The sequence below is a fragment of the Microbulbifer sp. ARAS458-1 genome, assembly GCF_045348205.1.
Lineage (GTDB): Bacteria > Pseudomonadota > Gammaproteobacteria > Pseudomonadales > Cellvibrionaceae > Microbulbifer.
Genome location: NZ_CP155838.1, coordinates 1302688 through 1325925 on the forward strand (window position 1 = coordinate 1302688; position 23238 = coordinate 1325925).

Annotated in this window: 18 protein-coding genes; 15 read left to right on the forward strand and 3 right to left on the reverse strand. The window is 57.7% G+C overall.

Annotated features, from left to right (window positions below; translation table 11 throughout):
• Positions 1 to 143: 143 nt before the first annotated feature.
• From AAFH99_RS05235 to AAFH99_RS05295, 13 genes are all read left to right on the forward strand, one after another.
• The gene (locus AAFH99_RS05235; protein WP_406828872.1) at positions 144 to 3173 is read left to right on the forward strand and encodes a TonB-dependent receptor; all 3030 of its coding nucleotides are present in this window, start codon (positions 144 to 146) and stop codon (positions 3171 to 3173) included.
• Positions 3174 to 3347: 174 nt separating this feature from the next.
• Positions 3348 to 4061, forward strand: coding sequence for a SapC family protein (locus AAFH99_RS05240; RefSeq protein ID WP_043320725.1), 714 nt, complete (start codon positions 3348 to 3350; stop codon positions 4059 to 4061).
• A gap of 52 nt (positions 4062 to 4113) precedes the next feature.
• Positions 4114 to 5139 (forward strand): cupin-like domain-containing protein, encoded by a 1026-nt coding sequence (locus AAFH99_RS05245; RefSeq protein ID WP_043320726.1) that lies wholly within the window; start codon positions 4114 to 4116, stop codon positions 5137 to 5139.
• A 21-nt stretch (positions 5140 to 5160) separates the two neighbouring features.
• Positions 5161 to 6672: a tryptophan halogenase family protein gene (locus tag AAFH99_RS05250; RefSeq protein WP_406828873.1), complete on the forward strand. Its 1512-nt coding sequence runs from the start codon at positions 5161 to 5163 to the stop codon at positions 6670 to 6672.
• Between the two features lie 426 nt (positions 6673 to 7098).
• Positions 7099 to 7989 (forward strand): hypothetical protein, encoded by an 891-nt coding sequence (locus AAFH99_RS05255; protein WP_043320728.1) that lies wholly within the window; start codon positions 7099 to 7101, stop codon positions 7987 to 7989.
• Between the two features lie 280 nt (positions 7990 to 8269).
• Positions 8270 to 8920, forward strand: a complete 651-nt coding sequence (locus AAFH99_RS05260; protein WP_043320729.1) for an MBL fold metallo-hydrolase — start codon at positions 8270 to 8272, stop codon at positions 8918 to 8920.
• Between the two features lie 204 nt (positions 8921 to 9124).
• A complete protein-coding gene (locus tag AAFH99_RS05265; protein WP_406828874.1) occupies positions 9125 to 9706 on the forward strand; it encodes a DUF2799 domain-containing protein in 582 nt (193 codons plus the stop codon).
• A 41-nt stretch (positions 9707 to 9747) separates the two neighbouring features.
• Entirely contained in the window at positions 9748 to 10179 is a 432-nt protein-coding gene (locus AAFH99_RS05270; protein ID WP_043320731.1) for a hotdog fold thioesterase, read from the forward strand.
• 24 nt (positions 10180 to 10203) lie between these two features.
• On the forward strand, positions 10204 to 10908 hold the full coding sequence (locus AAFH99_RS05275; protein WP_043320732.1) for a M48 family metallopeptidase: 705 nt from the start codon (positions 10204 to 10206) through the stop codon (positions 10906 to 10908).
• Positions 10909 to 11243: 335 nt separating this feature from the next.
• Positions 11244 to 11612 (forward strand): DUF2750 domain-containing protein, encoded by a 369-nt coding sequence (locus AAFH99_RS05280; RefSeq protein WP_406828875.1) that lies wholly within the window; start codon positions 11244 to 11246, stop codon positions 11610 to 11612.
• Between the two features lie 116 nt (positions 11613 to 11728).
• Positions 11729 to 12127, forward strand: a complete 399-nt coding sequence (locus AAFH99_RS05285) for a VOC family protein (RefSeq protein ID WP_043320734.1) — start codon at positions 11729 to 11731, stop codon at positions 12125 to 12127.
• A gap of 28 nt (positions 12128 to 12155) precedes the next feature.
• The gene (locus AAFH99_RS05290) at positions 12156 to 13088 is read left to right on the forward strand and encodes an SDR family oxidoreductase (protein ID WP_406828876.1); all 933 of its coding nucleotides are present in this window, start codon (positions 12156 to 12158) and stop codon (positions 13086 to 13088) included.
• Between the two features lie 148 nt (positions 13089 to 13236).
• Positions 13237 to 15237: an SLC13 family permease gene (locus AAFH99_RS05295; RefSeq protein ID WP_043320735.1), complete on the forward strand. Its 2001-nt coding sequence runs from the start codon at positions 13237 to 13239 to the stop codon at positions 15235 to 15237.
• Between the two features lie 66 nt (positions 15238 to 15303).
• Here AAFH99_RS05295 and AAFH99_RS05300 read toward each other — a convergent pair whose 3' ends face one another.
• Positions 15304 to 15750: a CBS domain-containing protein gene (locus AAFH99_RS05300; protein WP_231492095.1), complete on the reverse strand. Its 447-nt coding sequence runs from the start codon at positions 15748 to 15750 to the stop codon at positions 15304 to 15306.
• 670 nt (positions 15751 to 16420) lie between these two features.
• Between AAFH99_RS05300 and AAFH99_RS05305 the strand changes: the two genes are divergently transcribed.
• The gene (locus AAFH99_RS05305) at positions 16421 to 16897 is read left to right on the forward strand and encodes a hypothetical protein (protein ID WP_406828877.1); all 477 of its coding nucleotides are present in this window, start codon (positions 16421 to 16423) and stop codon (positions 16895 to 16897) included.
• Between the two features lie 264 nt (positions 16898 to 17161).
• Positions 17162 to 19198: a hypothetical protein gene (locus tag AAFH99_RS05310; protein WP_406828878.1), complete on the forward strand. Its 2037-nt coding sequence runs from the start codon at positions 17162 to 17164 to the stop codon at positions 19196 to 19198.
• A gap of 18 nt (positions 19199 to 19216) precedes the next feature.
• On the opposite strand, the gene AAFH99_RS05315 is transcribed toward AAFH99_RS05310, so the two are convergent.
• A complete protein-coding gene (locus tag AAFH99_RS05315) occupies positions 19217 to 21295 on the reverse strand; it encodes a TonB-dependent receptor (protein WP_406828879.1) in 2079 nt (692 codons plus the stop codon).
• Positions 21296 to 21509: 214 nt separating this feature from the next.
• Positions 21510 to 23237, reverse strand: a complete 1728-nt coding sequence (locus AAFH99_RS05320) for a sodium:solute symporter family transporter (RefSeq protein ID WP_406828880.1) — start codon at positions 23235 to 23237, stop codon at positions 21510 to 21512.
• Between the last annotated feature and the right edge of the window lies 1 nt (position 23238).

Consider the following 23238-nt stretch of genomic DNA (forward strand, 5'->3'; position numbering starts at 1 on the left):
ATGAGCGCGCCCCTATCCTGCCCTACATCCGTAGCGCTGACGACTGTCGATATTCAAACAATAACCAAAGATTGCTGCCAGATTCTTTCCGCAGGTTTACTCGGGAAAGGCAGCGGCGGCACATTGCGAAGAGGGAAACCCAAATGTTCGAACGCAAGAAATTGTCCGGTGCAGTAGTGGCGGCAATTGCCTCCATGGCCTGTGCGCCTCAGCTGTTTGCCCAGGACAACACCACCCTGGAAGAGGTCACCGTTACCGGCATTCGCGCCTCCATGGAGCGTGCCATGGATATCAAGCGCGATTCCGCCGGCGTTGTTGATGCCATTTCCGCCGAAGACATCGGCAAATTTCCCGATACCAACCTGGCAGAGTCCCTGCAGCGGATTACCGGTGTGTCCATCAACCGCGTCAATGGTGAGGGTTCGGAGATTACCGTGCGCGGCTTTGGCCCCAGTTTTAACCTGGTGACTCTGAATGGTCGCCAGATGCCCACCTCCAATGTGTCCATGGTGGGTGGCGATCAATCAGTAGAAGAAAACAGTAATGCCGGTACCGGGCGTTCTTTCGACTTTTCGAATCTGGCATCCGAAGGTGTTGCAGGGCTGGAAGTGTACAAAACCGGTCGCGCGTCAGCCCCCACCGGTGGCATCGGCGCCACTGTGAACATCAATACCGTTCGCCCACTGGAAAATCCTGGTATTCAGGCATCTCTGGGGGTGAAGGGGATGCACGACACCGGGGTGAACTTCGAGGGTGAGGATATTACGCCGGAAACCTCCGGGCTGTTCAGTTGGACAAATGAAGAAGAAACTTTCGGTGTGGCACTGTTTGGCTCTTATCAGGAGCGCAACGGTGGCACCCGCAGTTCCACGGTCAACGATTGGGACATCCGCACCGGTGCTACCATCAACGATGGTTCCAGCGAATTTGTCGGCAACGATACCGTTATCAATAATGCCCCTGACGATGATCAGTTGGTGGCTATTCCGAAGGACAGCCGTTACCACGTCTCCACCAACGAACGTCAGCGCACCAACGCCCAGCTCACCATGCAGTTCCGTCCGCGGGAAGATCTCACCCTGACTGCGGACGCCATGTACGCAAACAACGAGCAGACCGAGCAGCGCGTGGACCAGGGAAACTGGTTTAATGCCATTCGCAGTGAGATGACCTTTGACGGCAACTCCACCGTGGCGACCCCCATCTATCAATATCAGGACGTGCCGGGTGACGTAAAAGACCTGGGACTTGAGCAACAACTGCGTTCTACCGAAAACACTCTCGAGTCTTTTGGCTTCAACGCCGATTGGGATGCCACGGATACCCTGAGTTTCAGTTTTGACGCCCACACCTCACAGTCCAAGTCGAACCCCAATGGTCCCATGGGTACCAGCTCCATTCGCTTTGGCATTGGCGCTTTTGTCGTGGATGGCCATACCCTGGATGTGAGCAGCGGCTTCCCGGTGTCCGACATCGTATTCAATGACGATCACTACAATGGCAATGGCCAGCTGGATGCCAATGAGCTCGCATCTTCCGTAGTGCGTACCACCACCGCCAGTCAGGAGCATCAGATCGATCAGTTCGCCATTGACGGCAGCTGGGAGCTGGAAAATGGGCGCATCGATTTTGGCCTGAGCAGTATTACCTCGGAAATGACCCAGCAAAATATGCGCACTACGCAAACGTTGGGTGGTTGGGGTAACCGCACTCCGGATGTGCCCGCCGATCTGGTGGAAGCCTTCTGCATGACCTGCATGTTCGAAGATTTCAATCCGGGCAGCGACGGTCTTACCGTCTATCGTGGCCATGCGGGTGAACTCTACTCGGCAATGGTCGAGCCCTGGACTGCTGACAATATTGACACGCAGCTTTTCAACACGGTTGAAGAAGATATTCAGTCTGCCTATTTCCAGTTTACGTTGGATGGGGAGCTAGGCAGCTTCCCGACACAGCTGGTCATCGGTACCCGCTTTGAGCAGACGGATACCAATTCCACTTCACTGGTGTACGTACCGTCTGGCATGCTCTGGAAAGCGGACAACGACTTTGAACGCAAGCTGTCGGATGAGGTATTGCCGGTGAGCCTGGATGGCAAGTACAACAACCTGTTGCCAAGCCTCGATTTCTCCATCGATCTGCGCGAAGACCTGAAGGGCCGCGTGTCCTACAGCAAGACCATCGCTCGCCCCGACTACGCGGCACTGTTCTCGTCTGTGTCTGCTGAGAAGCCCTCCGGGCCCACCGCTTTAGGTGTGGTGCCTGTCGGTTCCCGTGGTAACCCGGAACTGCTGCCCCTGGAGTCGGACAACTTCGACCTTTCGGTGGAGTGGTACTACGGCGATAGCAGTTATGTATCGGCGGGCTTCTATGAGAAACGCGTGGCCAATTTCATTGGTGACGGCAAGTTCCGCGAGCCTCTTTTCGGCCTGCGCGATCCCAGTTCCGGTGCGCCGGGCACTCGCTCTGGCGACGCCCTGGAGGCGTTGGAGGAGCTGGGAGTGGATGCCAGTGAGGCGCACTTGTTCACCATGACTGCGCTGATTGATAATTTCAGTATCGCCGATGCCAAGTCCATGTTTGAGGCGGAGCTCGTGGATGGCAACCTGCCGCAGGGCTACGTGGATCAAATCCTGACCGACTACGATGTAGTCGCGAATGCTGACGATCCGTTCTTCGAGTTCGATGTGACCTCCAAGGTCAACAACCGCGAAGCGAAGATTCATGGCTTTGAGCTGGCGGCGCAGCACTTTTTCGGGGAAAGCGGGTTTGGTCTGCAGGCCAACCTGACCACTGTACGTGGGGACGTGGGCTTCGATAATGGCGCCGACCCGACCGCGACGCAGTTCGCGCTACTCGGTCTCAGTGACAGTGCCAACCTGGCGTTTATCTATGAGAACTTCGGCGTGTCGGCGCGACTGGCGTACAACTGGCGCGATGAGTTCCTTTCGCAGGTCAACCGCGGTGCCTCAAACAACCCGGTATATGTGGATGAATTCGGTCAGCTGGATATGAATATCAGTTACGAGGTCACCGATAACCTGACTGTACTGTTTGAGGGCCTGAACCTGACCGAGGAAAGCCTGACACACTTCGGCCGTGACAAGAGCAACGTCTGGTTCGCGCAGGAGTTGGATGCGCGGTACCTGATTGGCGCTCAGTACAAATTCTGATGCTCCCGGTGTCCGATCCACTGGGCGCTGGTTTCAGCAGAAATATTTAGCTCAAGCGCGAAGTGCAAGTGCTTAGTGTAAGTGCTTAGTAAAGGATAAAGGGACCGCTGCATTTGCAGTGGTCCCTTTCTGCGTTGTAAAAAAAGACAAAATAAAAAAAATACGGTGAGAGAGATGACCCAATCTGTACTACTGGATAACGTCCAGCATCACGATCTGAAAGTCATAACGGAGTATTCCGCAGCTTACGGGGATGGCGTCAATCAGGTTCTGGTTTTTCCTTCGGAGTACCAGCACCTTCAGCGTGAATACCCAATCCTGTTTTTTCGCGATAGCGCCAGTGGCGAGTACCAGTCGGTGGCGCTGTTGGGGCTGGACCGCGATGAAAATCTGTACCTGGATAACTCGGGCTGGCAGGCGGATTATGTACCGGCGGTACGCGCGCGGGGGCCCTTTCTGATCGGTCTGCAAAGCGGCGGCGAACCGATGATTCACGTGGATATGAGTAGCCCACGGATTAGCCGGCAGCAGGGAGAGCCGGTGTTTTTGCCCCATGGCGGGAACACGCCTTACCTGGAACGGATCAGTGGGATTCTGCAGCTGATTCATCGAGGTGCGTCGGAAAACCGGCACATGTTTGAGGCGTTTGCCGCCTGTGATTTGATCGCGCCGGTGAAGCTCGAGCTCAAACTCAGTGAGAGCGAGCAGTACACCATCGAGCACTTCAGCACAATCAATGAGGAGCGCCTCGCCGCACTGAACCCTTCCGAACTGGCGTCGTTACACCGCGCCGGTTTTCTGAAGTACGCATTTCTTGTGGTCGCTTCGCTCAATAATATCTCCCGCCTGATAGAGAAGAAAAAGCGGGTATTGGCGCGCGCAGCATAGCGCCGATACTAACGCAATCTGATTCGGGTATAGGCCGGGGAGCTAAATAGCGATGTTTGAAAAACGCGTAAAAGATATTGAGGGGGCGTCCCTCGATGTACTGCCGCTGGATGCACTGGTTGAGGGGGATGCGCCGGTTGTGATCCGCGGTTTTTCCCGGCACTGGCCGCTGGTCGCAGCGGGGCTGGAGTCGCCCCAGGCAGCCATGGAATATCTGCTGCAGTTTTACAATGGTTCACCACTGGTCGCTTACATCGGCCCGCCGGAAATCGAAGGGCAATTCGGCTACAACGATTCGTTGACAGGTCTCAACTTTTCCGCACAGCGGGTTGTGCTGAACGATTTTCTGCAGCAGGTCGAAAAGACGCTTTCCCAGGAGGGAGCGCCCTCTCTGTATATCGGTTCCACAACTATCGACGCCTGCCTGCCGGGTTTCCGGCAAGCCAACGACTTGCTTCCGCAGTGTGACGCGCTCACACACTTCTCCCCGCTTGCGAGTATCTGGCTCGGTAATCGCACCGTGGCGCGGGCCCATTTCGATACCTCGTTGAATATCGCCTGCTCACTGGTGGGAGAGCGGCGGTTTATTCTGTTTCCGCCGGAGCAGGTTGCCAATCTTTACCCCGGGCCACTGGAACCGACTCCGGGTGGGCAGGTGGTGAGTATGGTGGATTTCCAGAGCCCCGACTTTGCCCGTCATCCGAATTTTCGTGCAGCAATGGAGAGCGCGCTGGTCGCGGATCTGTCACCGGGAGATGTGCTGTTTTATCCCGCTTTGTGGTGGCATCAGGTGGAGGCGAGGGCCGACTTCAACGTGATGGTGAACTACTGGTGGAACCAGACTCCTGCGTTTATGGATACGCCCATGAACACCCTGCTGCATGGCATGCTCAGCCTGCGGGACAGACCCGAAGCAGAAAAGCAGGCGTGGAGAGCACTGTTCGATTACTACCTGTTTGGTGATGCCGAAGTCCCGCGCGCCCACCTGCCGCAAGCAGCGCAAGGGCCGCTGGCGGCATTGGACAATATGACCGCGCGGCGTCTGCGCGCAAAACTGCTGCAGAAACTCAATCGGTGAACGACGCAATGGTGGAGAAACATGAACAATCATCGAATTAAAAAGGTCGTCATCGCCGGTGGCGGCACCGCTGGCTGGCTGGCTGCCGCCGCGCTCTCCAGACAGCTGGGCGCACTGGTGGATATTGAACTGGTGGAGTCCGATGCGATCGGCACCGTCGGCGTAGGGGAGTCGACGATTCCGACCATCTGCTCTTTCCACGCGCTGCTGGGAATCGATGAAGCAGAGTTCATGCGTGAAACCCAGGCCACATTCAAACTGGGCATCGAGTTTGAAAACTGGGGGCGCGAGGGCGATCGTTATGTGCACGGATTCGGACAGCTGGGTAAAGCCAACTGGATGGGCGAATTCCACCAATTCTGGTTGCACGCGCAAAGCCTTGGGTTTGGTGGTGATATTGGCGAATACTGTCTGGAAACCCAGGCGCTCAATGCGCGGAAATTCGGCACCTCAGACAAGCCGGTTCTCAATTACGCCTACCATCTCGACGCTACCCGCTACGCTCGGTATTTGCGCCGACGCTGTGAGGCGCGCGAGGGAGAGCGAGGGGTGAAGCGCACGGAAGGCAAGATTCGGCGAGTGACCACCAACAGTGAAAGCGGTTATATAGAGTCTCTTGTGCTGGAGAGTGGTGCTGTGGTGCAGGGGGATCTGTTTATCGACTGCACCGGCTTCCGTGCTCTGTTGATGGGGGAAACGCTGGGGTGTGGGTTTGAAGACTGGAACCACTGGCTGCCCACCGACAGCGCCTTTGCCGTGCAGTCGGAACTGGTTGGTGAGGCTCGCCCGAATACCCGTGCGATCGCGCGCAGTGCCGGCTGGCGCTGGCAGATCCCACTGCAGTCGCGCATGGGCAACGGTATGGTATTTTGCAGTGATTATCAGTCGGACGATGCGGCGCGCGCGCAGTTTCTATCGGAAATTGAGGGCGCCCCTCTGTTTGACCCGCGTCTGATTCGCTATCGCGCCGGGCGCCGTCGCAACGCCTGGGAAAAGAACTGCATCGCCCTCGGCCTGTCCAGTGGTTTTGTGGAACCACTGGAGAGTACCAGTATCCACCTGATCATGATCGGTATTACCCGCCTGATGCAGCTGTTTCCCCTCGATGGGGTCACCCCCGGCCTGCGCAATCGCTTCAACGCGCTGTCTCGCGACGAGCTGGAGAAGGTGCGGGACTTTGTCGTGTTGCACTATAAGGCCACAGAGCGGGAAGACAGCGAATTCTGGCGCTACTGCAGGCACATGCCGGTACCCGACTCGCTGGCGGAGCGTATGGCGTTGTTCCGTGAGAGCGCGCAGGTGCATCGCACCGCGGATGAGCTGTTCCGCTCCGACAGTTGGGTGCAGGTGATGCTTGGTCAGCACCTGCGACCGCAGGCCTACCACCCCATGGGCCGCCTGATGACCGAGGCGCAACTGCGTCAGGCACTGCAGAGCCTGCGGGGGAATATCCGCGCCGCGGTGGATCGACTGCCCGGCCACCAGCAGTTCATCAACCAGTATTGTCGCGCCGCCGCACCCGAGACGGTTTAGGTAGCCACGGGCGCCGCAAAAGAAAAAGCCGGCGCAAGGCCGGCTTCAAGCAGAGATACGATGAGAGAGTTCGATCACCACGCGTTCAATCAATAGTGATCTAGGGGATCTGGTTACTTTGATGGGGCTGTGGCGCTCGAGTTCCTCGCGGCGCGAAAAAAACTGAAAGTTTCTGTGTCTTTTCCCGACTTCACCGGAAGAATGGCGCGAATTCCTTCTTTTCTGGCGCATTTCTTCCCATCACAATCAACCAGTGTTACTTTTCCCAGATTGTGGTACCTGTGTCACGGTTCGTTACAGGACGAACGCCACAGAATCCACAGAAAGCCGATGCGCGGGCAAACCCCGGCGAGGTATTCGCATCCAAGATAAGTCTAAAAACAACACTCAGTAGAATATCGAGTTCAATACGTCGGGGAGCGAACAATGGCCGATCTGGTAATCCTCGCGGCACCGGGGATGGGTGCCGTGAACGAAGACTTTGCGGACCCCCTGTTTCGGGCCCTCAAATCCGCCCTGGGGGATGACTGGTCACGGGTTCACACCGAAAGCATCCTCTGCCAGGGGCACCTGCAGCCCAACCTCGAGCGCGTTTTTGACGCCATGCAAAAGCGCGACATGGACTACCTGCGGGCGCGCAAATTCATGCTCTATGGCCTCGCCGAAGCCGCCGCCCAGCTCAGCGACATCCACCAGCGCGGCGGCAACTACGACAAAACCCAGCAGGCCATCTACCAGACCTTCGAGCGCGCCGCCAAAGCGACCAGCGACAACGCGCCGGTCATACTTCTCAGCCACTCCATCGGCTGCAGCATCCTCTCGAACTATCTGTGGGATGCCCAGCGCGCCACCATCAGCCACGGCATCTGGCGCGACGGCGGACCCAAAGGCGTCCACAAAGCCTCCGCCAAAGACCTCTTCTTGCGCGGCAAAACCCTCACTCACTGGTATACCCTCGGCGCCAGCAACCCCCTCTGGACTGCCGCCATGGCCCGCGACCAGATTCAGGCCGTCACCTCTGACACCCGTGGCTACAACTTCCGCTGGAAGAACTTCTATCACCCCGACGACCTCTTCGGCTGGCCTCTCAAGCCCCTCAGCCCCTCCTACAACCAGGCCGTTTACCGCGACTACGAGACCCGCCCGCTGGCAGACTGGACCGCCGCCAGCTGGGGCCCGCAGCTGGTTTCCCACGATGGCTACTGGCAGAGTGAGCTGGTGCAGAAGAATCTGATCGAGGATGTGAAAGAGGTGCTGAAAAAATCCTCTGCGCGCAGGCCGAGTCCCATGCAACGGGCTACGGCGGCGGCAATTTAGCACTCTGAGGCCCGAATAGAAGGTGGCGATAGCGGGTAAGGGTCTGTGAGACGTTGATTCTCTTCGCTCACCCTGCGGGCGCCTTCGGCGTCCAAAACTGCGTTTTGTCACCGCCATGGATGGCGGTGCAGAGCCCCAGGGATGGGTTCACCGCGTGTCTCACAGACCCTTACCCGCTAGCGGCACCGCCACTTAACGAGCTACGAAGTACCCCGGACCACCTTAGCCGGATAAGTCCACGAGCGTTATACTCGGCACCGAAGACAACACAGGTACTCCCATGGCTCTGCAATTTCACTCGGTCCCCGTCACGCCCTTTCAGCAAAACTGCACCCTCCTGTGGTGTGACCAGAGCAAACGCGCAGCCGTAGTCGACCCGGGTGGCGACGTTGATCGCATCCTCGCCGCCGTGGAAGAGCGTGGCCTCAAACTGGAGAAAATCCTCCTCACCCACGGCCACCTCGACCACGTCGGCGGCACCAAACCCCTCGCCACCAACCTGAGCCTTCCCGTCGAAGGCCCCCAGCAGGCCGACCAGTTCTGGATCGAAAAAATCGAAGTCCAGGCCCAGATGTACGGCTTCCCACCGGTGGAAACCTTCACCCCTGACCGCTGGCTCAAAGACGGCGACACCGTCACCGTTGCCGACGAAGTACTCGAAGTCGTCCACTGCCCCGGCCACACTCCAGGCCACGTCATCTTCTTCCACCGGGAAAGCAATTTGGCCCTGGTGGGCGACGTCCTGTTCGCCGGCTCCATCGGCCGCACCGACTTCCCCATGAGCAACCACCAGGACCTTATCGACTCCATCACCAAAAAACTCTGGCCCCTCGGCGACGAAGTAAAATTCATCCCGGGCCACGGCCCCATGTCCACTTTTGGTCAGGAACGCCAGACCAACCCGTTTGTAGCCGACAAGCGTTTCGGTTGATTCAGTGTCGGTTCACCCTTGGGTCGCTTCAATGGGAGCTCTGAACTTCTACGGCGGCAAAGCACCGGGTACGGGTTTTCAGGACCGCTGTGAACCCGTCCCTGGGCGCTGCGGCGCAAACATCCTGTTTGCGACGCTCCTGAAAACCCGTACCCGGCGCTTCGCCTTCACAGCAAGTTCGTCACTCTGAATCACAGGCCGGTTATGCAACCCTGGAAAATACTCGCACTTCTATCAATCCCCACAGCCCTGGCCCTAACCAGCGGCTGCGCGGTGATTTCCGAAAACGAATGCCAGGCGGGCCTCTGGTATGAGCGGGGGATCGAAGATGGTGCCCGCGGCCGCAGCCAGGCGACCGTGTACGAGATAGCGCAGAAGTGCCACGAATACGGCGTGCGCACCGATACCACTGCCTGGATGCGCGGTCATGAAGAGGGGGTTGAACAGTACTGTACGCCCGAGAACGGCTTTGTAGTCGGACGCCGTGGACGCGACTATGAAGGTGTCTGCACCGGACCCACCGCGGATCTTTTCATCGCCAATTACGAGCGCGGCCTCGCGGTTTACCAGGCTGAACAGCAGTACGCGGCCCTGGCCAATCGCTATGAAGATGCGGAGCGCGAGGTGTATCGGATAGAGCGCGCTATGGACGATGCGGAAAGCAAGGAAGAGCTGCGTGCATTGCGCAGCCAGCGGCGCAGCTTGCTGCGGGAAATGCGCCACCTGGAAGCTGAGATGATGCGCTTTGGTGGTTTTGGTGCTTTCAACCCGCTGCTGTTTTATTGATATTCGCAGACTGAACCTGTGAATAACTTGAGGTAAGCCCTATGGCAATCTGGCACAGCAATCCCACCGTAGACGAAGTCAATCAGGGATTGGGGGACTGTATGCCCACCTACCTGGGTATGCAAATCACTGAAATCGGAGACGATTTTATCGTCGGCACCATGCCTGTGGATGATCGTACCCGCCAGCCCTTCGGTATCCTGCACGGCGGCGCCAGTGTAGCGTTGGCGGAAACACTGGGTTCCATGGCCGCAAATATGGTGGTGGACACCAGCAAGTTTTACTGTGTGGGTCAGGAGATCAATGCCAACCACCTGCGTCCGGTACCTGACGGCACTGTGACTGCCAGGGCAACCGCCGTACATATTGGCCGCAGCAGCCAGGTCTGGGAAATCCGTATCCAAGATCCCCGCGGCAAGCTCAATTGTATTTCCCGCATCACCATGGCGGTGGTGCCGGTACCTTCAACTTAAATCTGATGTGACTCTGTATTTGCCGTGACCGGGGACCTGTTTACCTTTGAGGAAATTTCCTACCGCCTTGCCCGCTCGCCGCGCCGCAAGCGGCTGGGCCTGGTGGTCACGGAAAAGGGCGCAGAAGTGCGGATTCCCCAGCGCTGCGCCGAGCGACACGGCCATCAGTTTCTGCGTGAAAATATCCACTGGGTGCGCGAGCAGTTGCGCGGTGTGGAGCAGCGCAAGGCGCAGGTCCCGGAGCATCATTTTGCGTTTGGTGCACGTTTCCCGTGGCTCGGCAAAACCCTCGAGCTGGACCGCGCCGCCTGCGCGGTCGATGCGGGCATTCGCGACGGTTATATCCAGCTTTACAGCCGTGTGCGCGAACCGGATGAGGCACAGATTCAGGTTGCGCTACAGAAACTCTACCAGCGCGAAGCCCTGCAACTCCTCACGGAAAAATCCCACTATTTCGCCAGTCTGCTGGGGCTTAAATTTTCTTCGGTAAAAGTCCGCCGCACCCGCAGTAAGTGGGGGCACTGCACCATCCGTGGAGAGCTGCAATACAACTGGTTGGTATGCCTGGCCCCCGAGCCTGTAGTGGATTACCTGGTAATTCACGAGGTCTGCCATCTTCAGCACCACAATCACAGTCGCGAATTTTGGGCGCTGGTTGCGAGCCTTTGCCCTGATTACAAGCAATTGCGTCGATGGCTTAAGGAAAATGGGCATCGGTTGATGCTGTAAGGTTCGTGGTCTGGGCGCTCCGATTTTAGTTATGTGGCGCTGGAGCACTGGGTATTGCCACTTGTACTTCGCTGCTTATTTCGAAGTACAAATTCTGATGAGAAGTTTGGGGGCCGGGTGAACGTTTTCGAAAGCGTCGGCGACAGGGACGTCGCCGACGCAGCGTACAGGGATGTATTCACAGCGGTTTCGAAAACGTTCACCCGGTGCCCAAACACCACGAAAGTTGATCTGGCGGTCCCCAAAACGTGGACTCGCTACATCCCAGCGCAAGTTTCTACTTATCCCGCCCAATCTGGCGTAAACTCCCCAAATCATTTTTAAGGCAAGCCGGTATGGAATTGGAACCTCTCGGAGACGACTTTGAGGAAAACTGCGCCCGCTTTCTGCCAGAAGCGGTAGAGCAGGGGTGTGTGTGGGCGCTGGAAGGGGAAGAAGGCTTCGCCCTGTGCGAATCAGAGCGGCGCGCGGATACCGAGGTGATGCCCTTCTGGTCCCAGCGGGAATTTGCCGAAGCCCATATCGTTGACGACTGGGCCGGCTACCAAGTGGTACCGGTCGACCTCGAAGAGTTTATGGACGACTGGCTCGAAGGCATGCATGAAGATGTTCTGCTCGTAGGCATCAACTGGAATGCCGAAATGGAAGGGGAAGAAATCGAACCCCTCGACCTGCTCGAACAGCTCGAGCAGGAGCTCGACTGATCACTGTCAGCAGTCGACAAACAGAGTCGTTCAAAAAACAAACAAGAATAAGCCGGCGACAAGTGTAGTGAACTGCATCCAAACGCCGGAAACAAATCTCCAACAGGAGGTCTGAGATGAGTCAGTTTTCAGGGGTGCAGAGCGTCATCTACGGCGTCAGTAATCTGGAAGAAGCCAAAGCGTGGTATACCACCTTGCTGGAAGTGGAACCCTACTTTGAAGCCGAATGCTATGTCGGCTTCAACGTCGGCGGCTTTGAGTTGGGGCTGGACCCCAACGCGCGCAACGTGATCAGCCGTGCCGATGGCGTCGTTGCCTACTGGGGGGTTGCCGATATTGCCGCCCAGGTAGACCGGATGAATGGCCTTGGCGCGCGCCAGCATGGTGAAATTGTCGACGTCGGCGAAGGCATATTGATGGCCAGTTTCCTCGACCCGTTCGGCAATGTGTTTGGACTCATCCAGAACCCGCACTTTACACTGACGTCTACATCGACCCAGGAACCGTCCGACTGAGACCGAGCGCAGTATTGGAGCAGTAAACGTGAGCAAGCCCCCCGCCAACCGATTCCGCCCCTCCGACCAGGGCTTCGCCGCCGAAAGCCTGGCCCAGATCGGACGCGGCTACGTGGTACCGGACCGGGTGGCGCTGATCACCGGCTGCTCCAGCGGTATTGGCCGCGAACTGGCGCTTGCCCTGCATGCCCGCGGCACCATCGTCATCGCGACCGCACGCCGTGCGGAAAGCCTGCAGGAACTGGCCGACCTCGGCATTGCCACCGAATCCCTCGACGTGAACAACCAGGCGGATATCAACCGCGTGGTGCACGCCATCAAAACCGCCTACGGCCGCCTGGATATCCTGGTGAACAACGCCGGTTACGGTCAGATGGGGCCGTTGCTGGAGCTGGATACCCGCACCCTCGAAGCCCAGTTCCGCACCAACGTGTTCGCGCCCATGGCCCTGGCTCGGGCCTGTGCGCCACTGCTCAAATCCCGTCGCCATGGCGTCATCTGCAATATTGGCTCCGTCTCCGGCGTTCTGCCCACCCCGTTTTCCGGGGCTTACTGCGCTTCCAAGTCCGCACTTCACACCCTGTCCGATGTGCTGCGCCTTGAGCTGAAGCCGTTTGGCATCCGTGTCGTTACCGTGCAGCCGGGGGCCATCGCCTCCGAGTTCGGGCGCCATGCGGAAACCTCCCTGCGTGGGCTGTTGGCTCCGGACTCCTGGTACAAGCGCAGCGAAGATCATGTGCGCGCCCGCGCCATGGAGTCCCAGCAGAATGCCACCCTCGCCCGCGACCTGGCCAAGTCCCTCGCCGCCGAGCTGTTGCGTAAGCGTCCCGCCAGCCTGCTCAGAATCGGTAACAAAAGCCGGCTGCTGCCGTGGATCGCCCGCTGGCTGCCCCGCTGGCTGCGGGACCGGATGCTGTCAAAGCGGTTTGGGCTAAAGCGTTTGCAGCTCTCCAATCAGTAAATAGGGTTTGCACTCTGTGGCATTGGGTTTGAGGCGCCTGGACAGAATCCAGGTCGCTGACGCCGCCACCTCACTTCAAATCCACTATGTTTGTGGATAGCCCAACGATTTTCCTCGGGCCGAATCACCGCTGGAACTTTTTCCCTTTATGGCTCTCGACCAGATCACCATCCTCGCCATCCTGGCGGTCACCATCCTCCTGTTTATCTGGGGCCCCTGGCGCCACGATATGGTGGCTCTGGCGTCCCTGCTGGCCTGTGTGTTTACCGGGTTGATCGAGCCGGAGAAAGCCTTTACCGGATTTGGTCACCCCGCCGTGGTTACCGTGGCCTGTGTACTGATTCTGAGCCGCGGGTTACAGAGTACTGGGGCCATGGATGCGCTGGCGCAGAAGGTTGTTCCTAAAAAAGGTGGCATCACCCTCGCCATCGGCGCGCTTTCCGCCCTCGGCGCGGCCATGTCTGGCTTTATGAATAACGTCGGTGCCATGGCGCTGCTGATGCCCGTGGCCACCGATCTCGCCGACCGCCACGATGTGCCTCCGGGCAAGGTGCTGATGCCCCTTTCCTTTGGCACCATTCTCGGCGGTATGACCACCCTGATCGGCACACCGCCCAATTTGATTGTCTCGAGTTTTCGCGCCAGTAGCGGCGCCGGCAGTTATGGAATGTTCGACTTTACTCCGGTCGGCGTGGTGGTGGCGCTAGTGGGCGTTTTGTTTGTGTCGCTGATCGGCTGGCGCCTGGTTCCCGCGCGCAATCAGGCGGGTGCGGCGACCTTCGATACCGGGACCTATCTCACCGAAGCCCTGGTGGGGGAGAAGAGCCCCTCCATCGGCAAGTCTCTGGCGGAGCTGGTGAAAATGATTGGCGATGAGGATGCCCAGATTATCGGTCTGGTTTACAACAATGCCCGGGTATCCACCGCCATGCCGGGGCTGCGCGTGCGGGCCGGGGATATTCTGGTGATCGAAGCGGAGCCGGAGGCGTTGTCGTCGGTCCTTTCGAGCCTTGGATTGACGCTGGCGGCGGATCCGCAGAATGAGGACGACGCCGCGGTGGATAGTGCAGCGCTGGTACCGGACGCGGAGGGGCCGGAGGAAGACAGGGGGGATCGTCCACCGCTGGCGGAGCAGAATATGGCGCCTGCTGCCCGAGAAATAGTCGAGATTGGCGATGTAGAAATCCCGCCGGAGCTTGCCGAGGATTCCGCTGCCGGTAACGGGGCGGATACGGAGGGTAAGGGAAAGGGCGCCAAAAAAGAGGGCGATGAGAAGCGGGGTCGGGAAAAGGCCGATCTTGCCCTGCGCGAACTGGTGGTACTGCCGGATTCCTACCTGATCGGTCGCACTGCGGAGAACCTGCGGCTGGCGGGACGCTACGAAATCAACCTGCTGGCGCTGTCCCGACAGGGGCGTCGCTCGGTTAAGCGTTTGCGTTCGACTGCGCTCAAGGGGGGCGATGCGTTGTTGATGATGGGCACCGAAGAAAATCTGTCCACCTTTGCCAGGGAGCAGCGCTGTGTGCCGCTGGCGCAGCGGGATATCACTATTCCGAACAAAGAGAAGGCTTATGTGGCACTGATCGGGATGGCGTTGGCGGTGGCTGGGGCGGCGTTTGGGCTGTTGCCCGCGGCAATTTCGTTTGCCACCTGTGTGCTGGCCTTCATGGCGCTCAAGGTGGTGCCTATCCGCAGTATCTACGAGGCGGTGGATGGATCGGTCATTGTGTTGTTGGGGGCGTTGATTTCTGTGGCGGAGGTAATGGATTCGACGGGCGCCGCGGATGTGGTGGCGAAGTCGATGCTGGACAATCTGGCTCAGGGGAATCCGGTGTTTGCGCTGGTGATGATTCTGGTGGTGACGATGACACTATCGGACTTTATGAACAATGCGGCGACGGCGGCGGTGATGTGTGCGATTGCGCTGAGCGCGGCGGCGCAGTTGGATGTGAATCCGGACAGTTTTCTGATGGCGGTGGCGATTGGTGCTTCCTGCGCGTTTCTGACCCCGGTGGGCCACCAGAACAATACGTTGATTCTGGGCCCGGGCGGTTTCAAATTCGGCGACTACTGGCCCATGGGTTTACCCATGGAGATCCTGGTAGTCGCCGTATCGGTACCCATGTTGTTGTGGGTCTGGCCCTTGTAGGTTCTTAATCGGGTTCTGTGGCGTTCCCGGTATCGGCACCTGCACAATTGGCTTCGGGGCTCTTAACTACGCCACATCATCATCCGGCGATTCCACCAGATCCGCCAGATACTCCCCACAAAACCGCAGTGCATCCGTCACCGTAACAATCCCCGCCAGCTCCCCTTCCTTCATCACCAACACCGAGCCAATCCCGGTTTCCGACATGGCTAGCAGGATCTTGTCCAGCGGGTCGTGGATATCGGTGATGTAGGGGCGACGGGCGCAGAGGTCACGGACGTACAGTTGCTGTTCTTCGAGGCGGTGGCCGGGGGATCTGGCGCGCTCGATGTCGCTGCGGGAGATGATGGTTTCAAGGTCGCCGTCTTTGGTAACGGGGAGATGATGGACGCTGTGTTCTTCCATCAGTGCCTCCGCCGCTTCAATGGGGGCGTCGATGTCGATATGGTAAGGGAATGGCGTCATCAGGGCGGCCATTGTGGGCATGTGGTGGATGTCGCGGATTTTGCTCATGTAAACCCTTCCTCACTCCTTGTTCCTGTACCGCTTGTCGGCGCTGTCAGCACAAGGATAGATCAGTGGTGTGGCAGGTCGGGGAGGAATGGCGGGTGGATGTGAGGCTTTACGGGTTTAATGATCCAAATGGTATCTGTGATTCATCGAATAGGCGTTGGCTATTTATAGACAACCCAGTATTATGCGCGGCCTTGGCGATGGGTCGGATATGGGCGTATATGCCCTATACGAGCTAAATACCCGAGACAAATCTGTATACAGACACTTGAATTACCGGGATTCGGTATTATTAAGTGCTGTGTTTCGGATTTAAAAATACTATTTGCCTGATTTCTTTTACTAATCGACCGTCTGGAAGTATTCGGCGTTGATTGGTGGAAATACCCATGTGTGGTTTTGATATGGCTGGCAGGTAATATGGATATATCACAGTAAACTTGTTTACACGCCGGAAGGCGATGTCAGATATGTGGTCGGCGTCGTATTTGAGTGAAGAAGTGTAAATGGGTTTGCATTCCCGCGAAATATAAGTCTCAGCCCGGACATATTGGCGTTCAGGGCGAAATGCTTATTAGGCGTATATTGTGCGGCTCTTGGCCGTGCGTTTCGCAGAATTAAATCACTATCAAGACACTAAACCGCAATATATATCGAGGCTCACGTATATATGTTCCAAGATTACGATCAAATCGAACAACAAATTGCCGAGCACCAGGCAAAAATTGAAGAACTGCAGGAGCAGATGGCCAAGGCTGAGCGCAAAAAGCAGGGCGTAATTGCCTTTGATAAGGCGCTGGTCAATCTGGCCGCGGAATACGAAATGGAAGAAGAAGAATTCTTCCCCGCCCGCGGCGAGATGATTGTGGATTGGCTGGTGGGCCAATTGAACAATGACGATGCGCCGGACTATGTCCGTTCCTTGAAGGCCCGTGTCGCCCGTCATCTCAAGCGTGAAGGCGAGGCTCCCCGTCGCGCTACCCGTAAGGCTGCGAGCAGCAAGCCCGCCGAGCCCAAGCTGGAGACCGGTCATTACCGCAACCCTTACACCAATGCCACCATTGAGAAGAAAAAGCGCAACCCCAAGCAGCTGAATCAATGGGTGGCCGAGCACGGTCTGGAAACAGTACAGTCCTGGAAAATCTGATTTCCCAGTGATCCTGTGACCTCTAGAACCCCCGGTAGTCCCAGCTGCCGGGGGTTTTCTGTTTGGGCGCGCGGATCTTCACGGTTGGCGGGGCGATCCTTCGAATGAATTGAAGGGCGGCGCATTACCGGTGTGAAACCTTTAATCGGGCGTCAATTGGCGGATTCTCGCGCATACCTGTGCTCACCACACCTGGATATCAACAATACTTTCTCGAGGTGCACATTTTGTTTGCCTGATTAGCTGTTGAACGAGGAGTACCCTGTGCCCAAAAGGCTTGTGTTACCGGGTTGTGGTTCCCTGCGCCTCCCACTGTTTGCCGGGATCCACCTGGTCTTGTGTCTGTGCCTGACGGGTTGCGATTTCAGCAGTGACTCCGGCAGCATCGCGCCCAGCGCCAGCTCTTCCAGTAGCAGCTCCGGTGGTACCCGTAGCGCCAGCAGTTCAGGCGGCACCGGTGCAGAGATGACCGGGGTATTTCTCGATGGACGAATACAGGGTCTCTATTATGAGACCCCGAGTTTTTCCGGGCTGACTGACACCGATGGTATCTTCCGTTACCGAGAGGGGGAGGAAATCCATTTTTCTCTGGGGGGGATTGAACTGGGTTCCGCACTGGGGGCGCCGGCGCTGAATCCGTTTCACCTGGGTGGTGGTAAGCCGCTGACGGATGAGGTCGATCTACGGGCAGCCCTGGAAGACCATCAGCGGGTGGATGCGCTGGATATCGCCACCAATATGACACGCCTGTTTATGATCCTCGATCGGGATCTGGACCCCAGTAATGGCATTGATCTGACCGACTGGGATACAGAGCTGCAGGATTACCGTGTTGATCTCGCATTCGATCTCTACGCTTTCCCTTACCGCCGTGGTCTGGATTCCCTGCCCGCGATCAAAAGCCGGTTCGACATTGACTACCAGCTGCCACTGGATGCTCCACTGCTGTATCTGTACGACATCCTTGGCATCGTGGTGCCGACACTGGTGCCGCTGGAGGAGAATCGCGATATCCAGGATAACGGCACCATCGAACAGCGATTACTCTGGCGGTATACCGATTTAGGGTTGCCGCGGGAAATTCGCTACACACTGTTGCCGGAAGAGACCGATCGCTGGCAAGAGCGCCTCGACTATCTTTACGACGATCTGGGCCGGGTGGTTTTCCTGCGACGGGAAACCGATACCAACGAGGATGGCAGTGTTGATTTCTTCTATACCTCGGAGCGCTTTTTTGACGATGACAATTTTCTGATTGAGGTGCTGGAGCAGGATGGGCGTTTGGTGGAGGAAGAGAGCCGAAGATACACCTTCGACTATGACAGCGGCGGCAATCTGGTGCTGTTCCTGTTTGAGCAGGATGCCAATTTCGATGGCGTGATCGATAGCCTTTTCGCAGTGGAAAGTCTGTACAACGACGAGGGCCTGCTGCGCTGGCGTGAGCAGGAGACTGATCTCAATGCCAATGGTGTGATCGAACGGCGTCTGCGCTTCGAATACTTTTACAACAACGACGGCCACCCGTTGGAAGTGGTGGAAACGGAAGACGACGGTGCGTCCCTACGCGCAGATGGAGTCGTCGATCGTCGCCGGGAAATCGCTTACCGCTATGGCAGTAACGAGCGATTACTGCGGGAAATCGTGCGTCTCGACGACAATGGTGATGGTCAGGTTGACCGTATCAACACCTACGAGTTTTTCTATCGTTCCGACGGGCGCCTGTATCGGCAGGAGTGGACATTTGACGTGGATGCCGATGGCAACCCCAACAGCCGGCGGACGTTTGAGTACCGGTATAATTCCAGTGATCTGCTGTTTCGCGTCGAAATGACGCTGGACAATGACGACGATGGAATCGCGGAAGCCCGTGAGGTCACCGACTACCTCTACAACGATCGCGGCCAGCTCCGGGAAACCACCATCGAGACGTTCAACGGCGCCGACGAACGCCAGGGATTACTGAGTATCGCGCGTCGTTATGGTCGGCGGGGAGAACTGGTGGACTGGTATCGGGAGGGAGTGGGCGTGACCGGCACCACCAATACTCCCATCCGCCTCGACTGGCGCTACCGCGAACTCGATGATGGTCTGCGCTATCTGGTGCACCACTACCGCTACCGGCAGCCCGCATTTGTGGAGACCGGCACCACTGATATCAACTTCCCGTGCGTGGATTACCGCTTCGCCGAAGGGGGCCCCCGCTGCGCACTCAGCTGGCCGCTGCAGTGGAAACTGGAGTGGGAGGTTTTCTGGAAAGCGCCGGGTATCAATCAGGGTGGGCCGGTGGTAATCCGGCCCTGAGAAGCGGCTTGGACCGGCTTAGAACCGCAGCTGTAAATCCGCATACACACTGCGTGGCTCGCCAATAAAGTAGCGGTCGCCTCCACCGAGGCTGCTGTAATCCGCGCGCTCTGCATAATCCACATTCATCAGATTCTCAATGCGCAGACCGATGGAGGCATATGCACTTAGGGTCTGGCGAGCGCGAAGGTGAACCAGCGAATGGCCATCATAGCGATGGGCGTTCTCGATATCGGTGTAATAGCCACCGGTGTACTGCCATTGCAAGCCCACCTGTGCGGACTGCGCAGGTTGCCAGGACAGGTTCACACTGTGCAACGCGCGTGGGGCGGTATCGATATCGTTGCCATCTGTTTCAATCACTCCGGACCCCGGCTCGCTGACGTCATTGGTGTACTGGTGCCGTGCCAGGGTACCGGCGGCGCCCAGCTGCCAATTGTCAGCCAGTAGCCACTGCCATTCGTATTCCACGCCGAAGTGGCGACTTTCTCCACCGCTCAGATTGAGCCGGTCGGAAGACTGGAATACGACATCGGATTTCGCCATATAAAAGCCGGTCAGACTGTAGCGGAAGTCATCGCTGCTGTGCTTCAGACTGATTTCCAGACTGTCGATGGCCTCGGAGTCCAGGTCTGCCACCAGCTGACCATTTTGCAGGCGGTACAGCTCGGTCGCCTGGGGCGCGCGGAAACCGTGTGCGAGGCGCAGGGTGGCGGTGGTCCTGTCACTGAACGACTGGACCAGGCTGGCATTCAGCGACAGGTTGCTGAAGCTATCCTGGCGGTCGTCCGGGCGCGAGTAACGGCAACCGATGGCGCCGGTAAATCCGTTAATGCACAGTTCGCCGCTGTCGGTTGTGTCGCCACCAATCATGCGGTTGTCGTAGTCGTACCGCAGGTGTTCACCCCGGGCGCCGAGTGTGCCCCGCAGAGATTCCCCCAGCGGCCGTTCAACCTGACTGAATGCGGCAACCACCAGCGCGGATACGCTGTAATCGTAGTGTTTGCCCGCCGGGAAAGAGGAAAAGCCTTGCTCCTGGCTTTGCTGCAACCAACCGTCGGTATACTCGAGATCGATCCCGCTGATCCATCGTACGGACTCCGAGTCACCGTGGTGCAGCGCTGTCTGCACGCCTACGCCGCTCTGGCCATTTTCCTCCAGCGGAGTGCCTGGCAGAAAGTGCATCAGGAAACGCATATCCGTATGGCGTGCGTAAGGCGTGATCTGCAGTAATTTGCCGTTGCCCAGGTTTTTTTCCAGTCGCACCTGAGCGCGGGCGGACTGACTATCGCGAAAGGCCTCCGGGTTGGGGTTCTCCCGCTTGCGGTCCGGGTCTTTGTAGGCATCTTTCCCGGAGACATAACCCGCGGTTTCCTGATTCAAGTTGCTGGCATTTATCAGCGTCTGATAATCCCACCCCTGCCAATTGCCGTCGCTGCGCAGTTGCAGCTTTTGCTGGTCGAAGCCGGAGTCGTCCTTATAGCCGCCATCCCGAGCGCCGCTAAAACCGATGCGCAGTCCCCCCTCGTCGTTCCCACTGCTGTGATTCAATGCTATTCGTCGGTAACTGTTAGCGCCGCCTTCAACGCTGATGCTGGACTCACTTCCATTGACCGGAGCTGCACTCAGCACATTGATCACGCCGTGCTGCGCATCGGATCCATACAGCACGGAACCGGGGCCGCGCAAAACCTCTATGCGGCCGGCCTGCTCGAAGTTGGTGTCGAACAGTTGATTGACGTTGCAGAAGCCGGTACCGCGTACCGGCACGCCATCCTGAGTGATGGCGAAAGCACCGCAACTGCCGGCTCCGGTCAGTACGGGGGAGCGCACGGCAATCAGGCTTTCCTGGCCATTGCCGCGGTGGATTGCCACGCCGGGTATTGTGCTCAGTACTTGGCTCGGGTGGATGGCACTTGCCGATTCCAGTGTGTCCAGGCTGACCGTGGATAGTGATTCTGCTTGTGAATCGATAGGCCGCTCAGTACGGCTTGCGGTAACCACCACTTGTTCGAGAGTTTGTCTCTCCCCAGCCGGGGGCACGGGCGGGGCAAGCAGAAGGGCAAAGAGGGTGGGCGGAATGATAAGTGCTGACATCGGAATCCGGTATAAAGGGACGATTTAGCGAGCGTTGTTCGGCAGAGAAGTATGGTACCGATATGCACCCACTCCGAACAGGTATTGTTCCGATGTTATCGCTCTTTTCACTTCATCGACCGGCGGGTGCGCAGCACACCAATGACGGTGACTGTCCGCGCCCCCATTGGTGTTGCCACGCAATCCCGATTTCCGTTTGCTTCCCGGCCTCTCGTCAAAGTGCCTGTTGAAATTCCGGCGCAATTTTTTTCCTGGTGCCCAACAGATAGATTGCAGCAGAAATACCGGATGTCACCAGCGCAAACAGGCCAATTTCCAGCTGGCGCTCGTGACTGATCAGCGCAATCAACATCAGCAGCAGGGCACATAAGCCCATTGCAACGGCAACCACCCGCGCGGGGAGGTCACTGGCCACAGCCCCCGCGTTGCTGGTGGCGTTCTTGGAGGTGTCTGGTATCCAGCCGGGCGTACCGTTTCGATCGATGACGAAGGTGAAAAGGGCGAGCACTGACAGGGGGACCAGAATCCCGATACCCAGCTCGATCACTGCCGAGTGCTTGGTCAACCACGCCAATGCTGACGGGCTGATAGACCCATCGGCCGGCACCGACAATATCCATTTGAATGCGCCGCCGGCAGCGAAGGTGAGCAACACACAGCTCCACACCGCCCGGGCGGATAGCCGCCGTGAAAAAATACCCCATACGGTTGGTGCAAACAGGGGCCCGACCATCAGGCTCGTGACACTGACAATCACTTTTTCCGCTCCGCCCATATAGGGAATTGAAATGGCGACTGCAATCAGCAGTAAACCTATTAGCAGGGTGATCCAGCGTCCGACGGTGACCAGATTGCCTGAGCCTCCTCGCTGCTCCATAAGAGGGCGGTAAAAATTTTCAGTAAATACGCCGGCAAATACATTGAGCTGGGAGCTTGCCAGGCTGGCGGTCGCAGAGAACATCGCAGCAATCAGCAATCCGACCAGACCCGCAGGTAACACGGAAAGACAGGCAGCAATGTAGGCCTGCTCCGGGTCAGCACTAGGATCAATGACGCGGTACAGCATGGGCGGCATCAGCCAGACGAGCGGGCTTACAAGATACAGAATGCCAAACAGATAAGCGCTCTTACGCGCTTCTTTTGCGCTGGGCACGCTGATGAAACGCTGCGCGAATGCCCAGTCGGCGCCCACCATAAAGAAATGTATACACACCCACCCCATCAGGAAGTAGAGACTGTAGCCCTCACTGACGGGCGCGAAGAATTGCGCCGGTGCCTGCTCGATAAAGGTGCCTACCCCACCGATCGCCTGCAGCATAAAAACCAAGACGAAAAGCACTGATAGGTTAAGGACAATAAACTGAAGGACGTCGGTCATGAGTACCGCCCACAGCCCGCCTGCCATGGTGTAAATAATTACCACCAGGCCAAAGGCAAGAATCGCCCATTCGACGGCGAGATTTCCGGTATTCGGGTCCCGGAATGGGTTACCTTCAGGCAGGGGCATCAAGGCAACCAGAATGATACTGAGCGCATAGAGTGCAACACCTGTACCTACAATCCGGTACACAAGCATTGCCCATGTGTACAGTTGTACAACGCTCTTACCAAAGCGCAGTTCTATGTACTCTGCGGGTGTATCAACGCCCATGGTCTTCCAGCGCCCAGCGACAAAATAACCGGCAGCCAAGGCGGCGATGCCGTAGCACAGATTAATGGACACCGCGACCAAGCCATATTTATAGGCGATTCCCCCCCACACCACGAAAGTACCGGCGGAAAACATGGTCATAAACCCGCTGAGCCCGGAGACCCACCAGGGCGCCTGCCCGCCGGCGGCAAACATGTCCTGTGCGCTCCGGTTACGCTTCGCATAGAACACGCCAATCAGCACAATGCCCAGCATGTAGGCGGCCAGAACCCAATAATCCAGTAGTGCCAAA

Coding starts and splice junctions, on each gene's coding strand:
- AAFH99_RS05235 (WP_406828872.1), top strand. CDS start 144: ATGTTCGAACGCAAGAAATTGTCCGGTGCAGTAGTGGCGGCAATTGCC.
- AAFH99_RS05240 (WP_043320725.1), top strand. CDS start 3,348: ATGACCCAATCTGTACTACTGGATAACGTCCAGCATCACGATCTGAAA.
- AAFH99_RS05245 (WP_043320726.1), top strand. CDS start 4,114: ATGTTTGAAAAACGCGTAAAAGATATTGAGGGGGCGTCCCTCGATGTA.
- AAFH99_RS05250 (WP_406828873.1), top strand. CDS start 5,161: ATGAACAATCATCGAATTAAAAAGGTCGTCATCGCCGGTGGCGGCACC.
- AAFH99_RS05255 (WP_043320728.1), top strand. CDS start 7,099: ATGGCCGATCTGGTAATCCTCGCGGCACCGGGGATGGGTGCCGTGAAC.
- AAFH99_RS05260 (WP_043320729.1), top strand. CDS start 8,270: ATGGCTCTGCAATTTCACTCGGTCCCCGTCACGCCCTTTCAGCAAAAC.
- AAFH99_RS05265 (WP_406828874.1), top strand. CDS start 9,125: ATGCAACCCTGGAAAATACTCGCACTTCTATCAATCCCCACAGCCCTG.
- AAFH99_RS05270 (WP_043320731.1), top strand. CDS start 9,748: ATGGCAATCTGGCACAGCAATCCCACCGTAGACGAAGTCAATCAGGGA.
- AAFH99_RS05280 (WP_406828875.1), top strand. CDS start 11,244: ATGGAATTGGAACCTCTCGGAGACGACTTTGAGGAAAACTGCGCCCGC.
- AAFH99_RS05285 (WP_043320734.1), top strand. CDS start 11,729: ATGAGTCAGTTTTCAGGGGTGCAGAGCGTCATCTACGGCGTCAGTAAT.
- AAFH99_RS05295 (WP_043320735.1), top strand. CDS start 13,237: ATGGCTCTCGACCAGATCACCATCCTCGCCATCCTGGCGGTCACCATC.
- AAFH99_RS05300 (WP_231492095.1), bottom strand. CDS start 15,750: ATGAGCAAAATCCGCGACATCCACCACATGCCCACAATGGCCGCCCTG.
- AAFH99_RS05305 (WP_406828877.1), top strand. CDS start 16,421: ATGTTCCAAGATTACGATCAAATCGAACAACAAATTGCCGAGCACCAG.
- AAFH99_RS05315 (WP_406828879.1), bottom strand. CDS start 21,295: ATGTCAGCACTTATCATTCCGCCCACCCTCTTTGCCCTTCTGCTTGCC.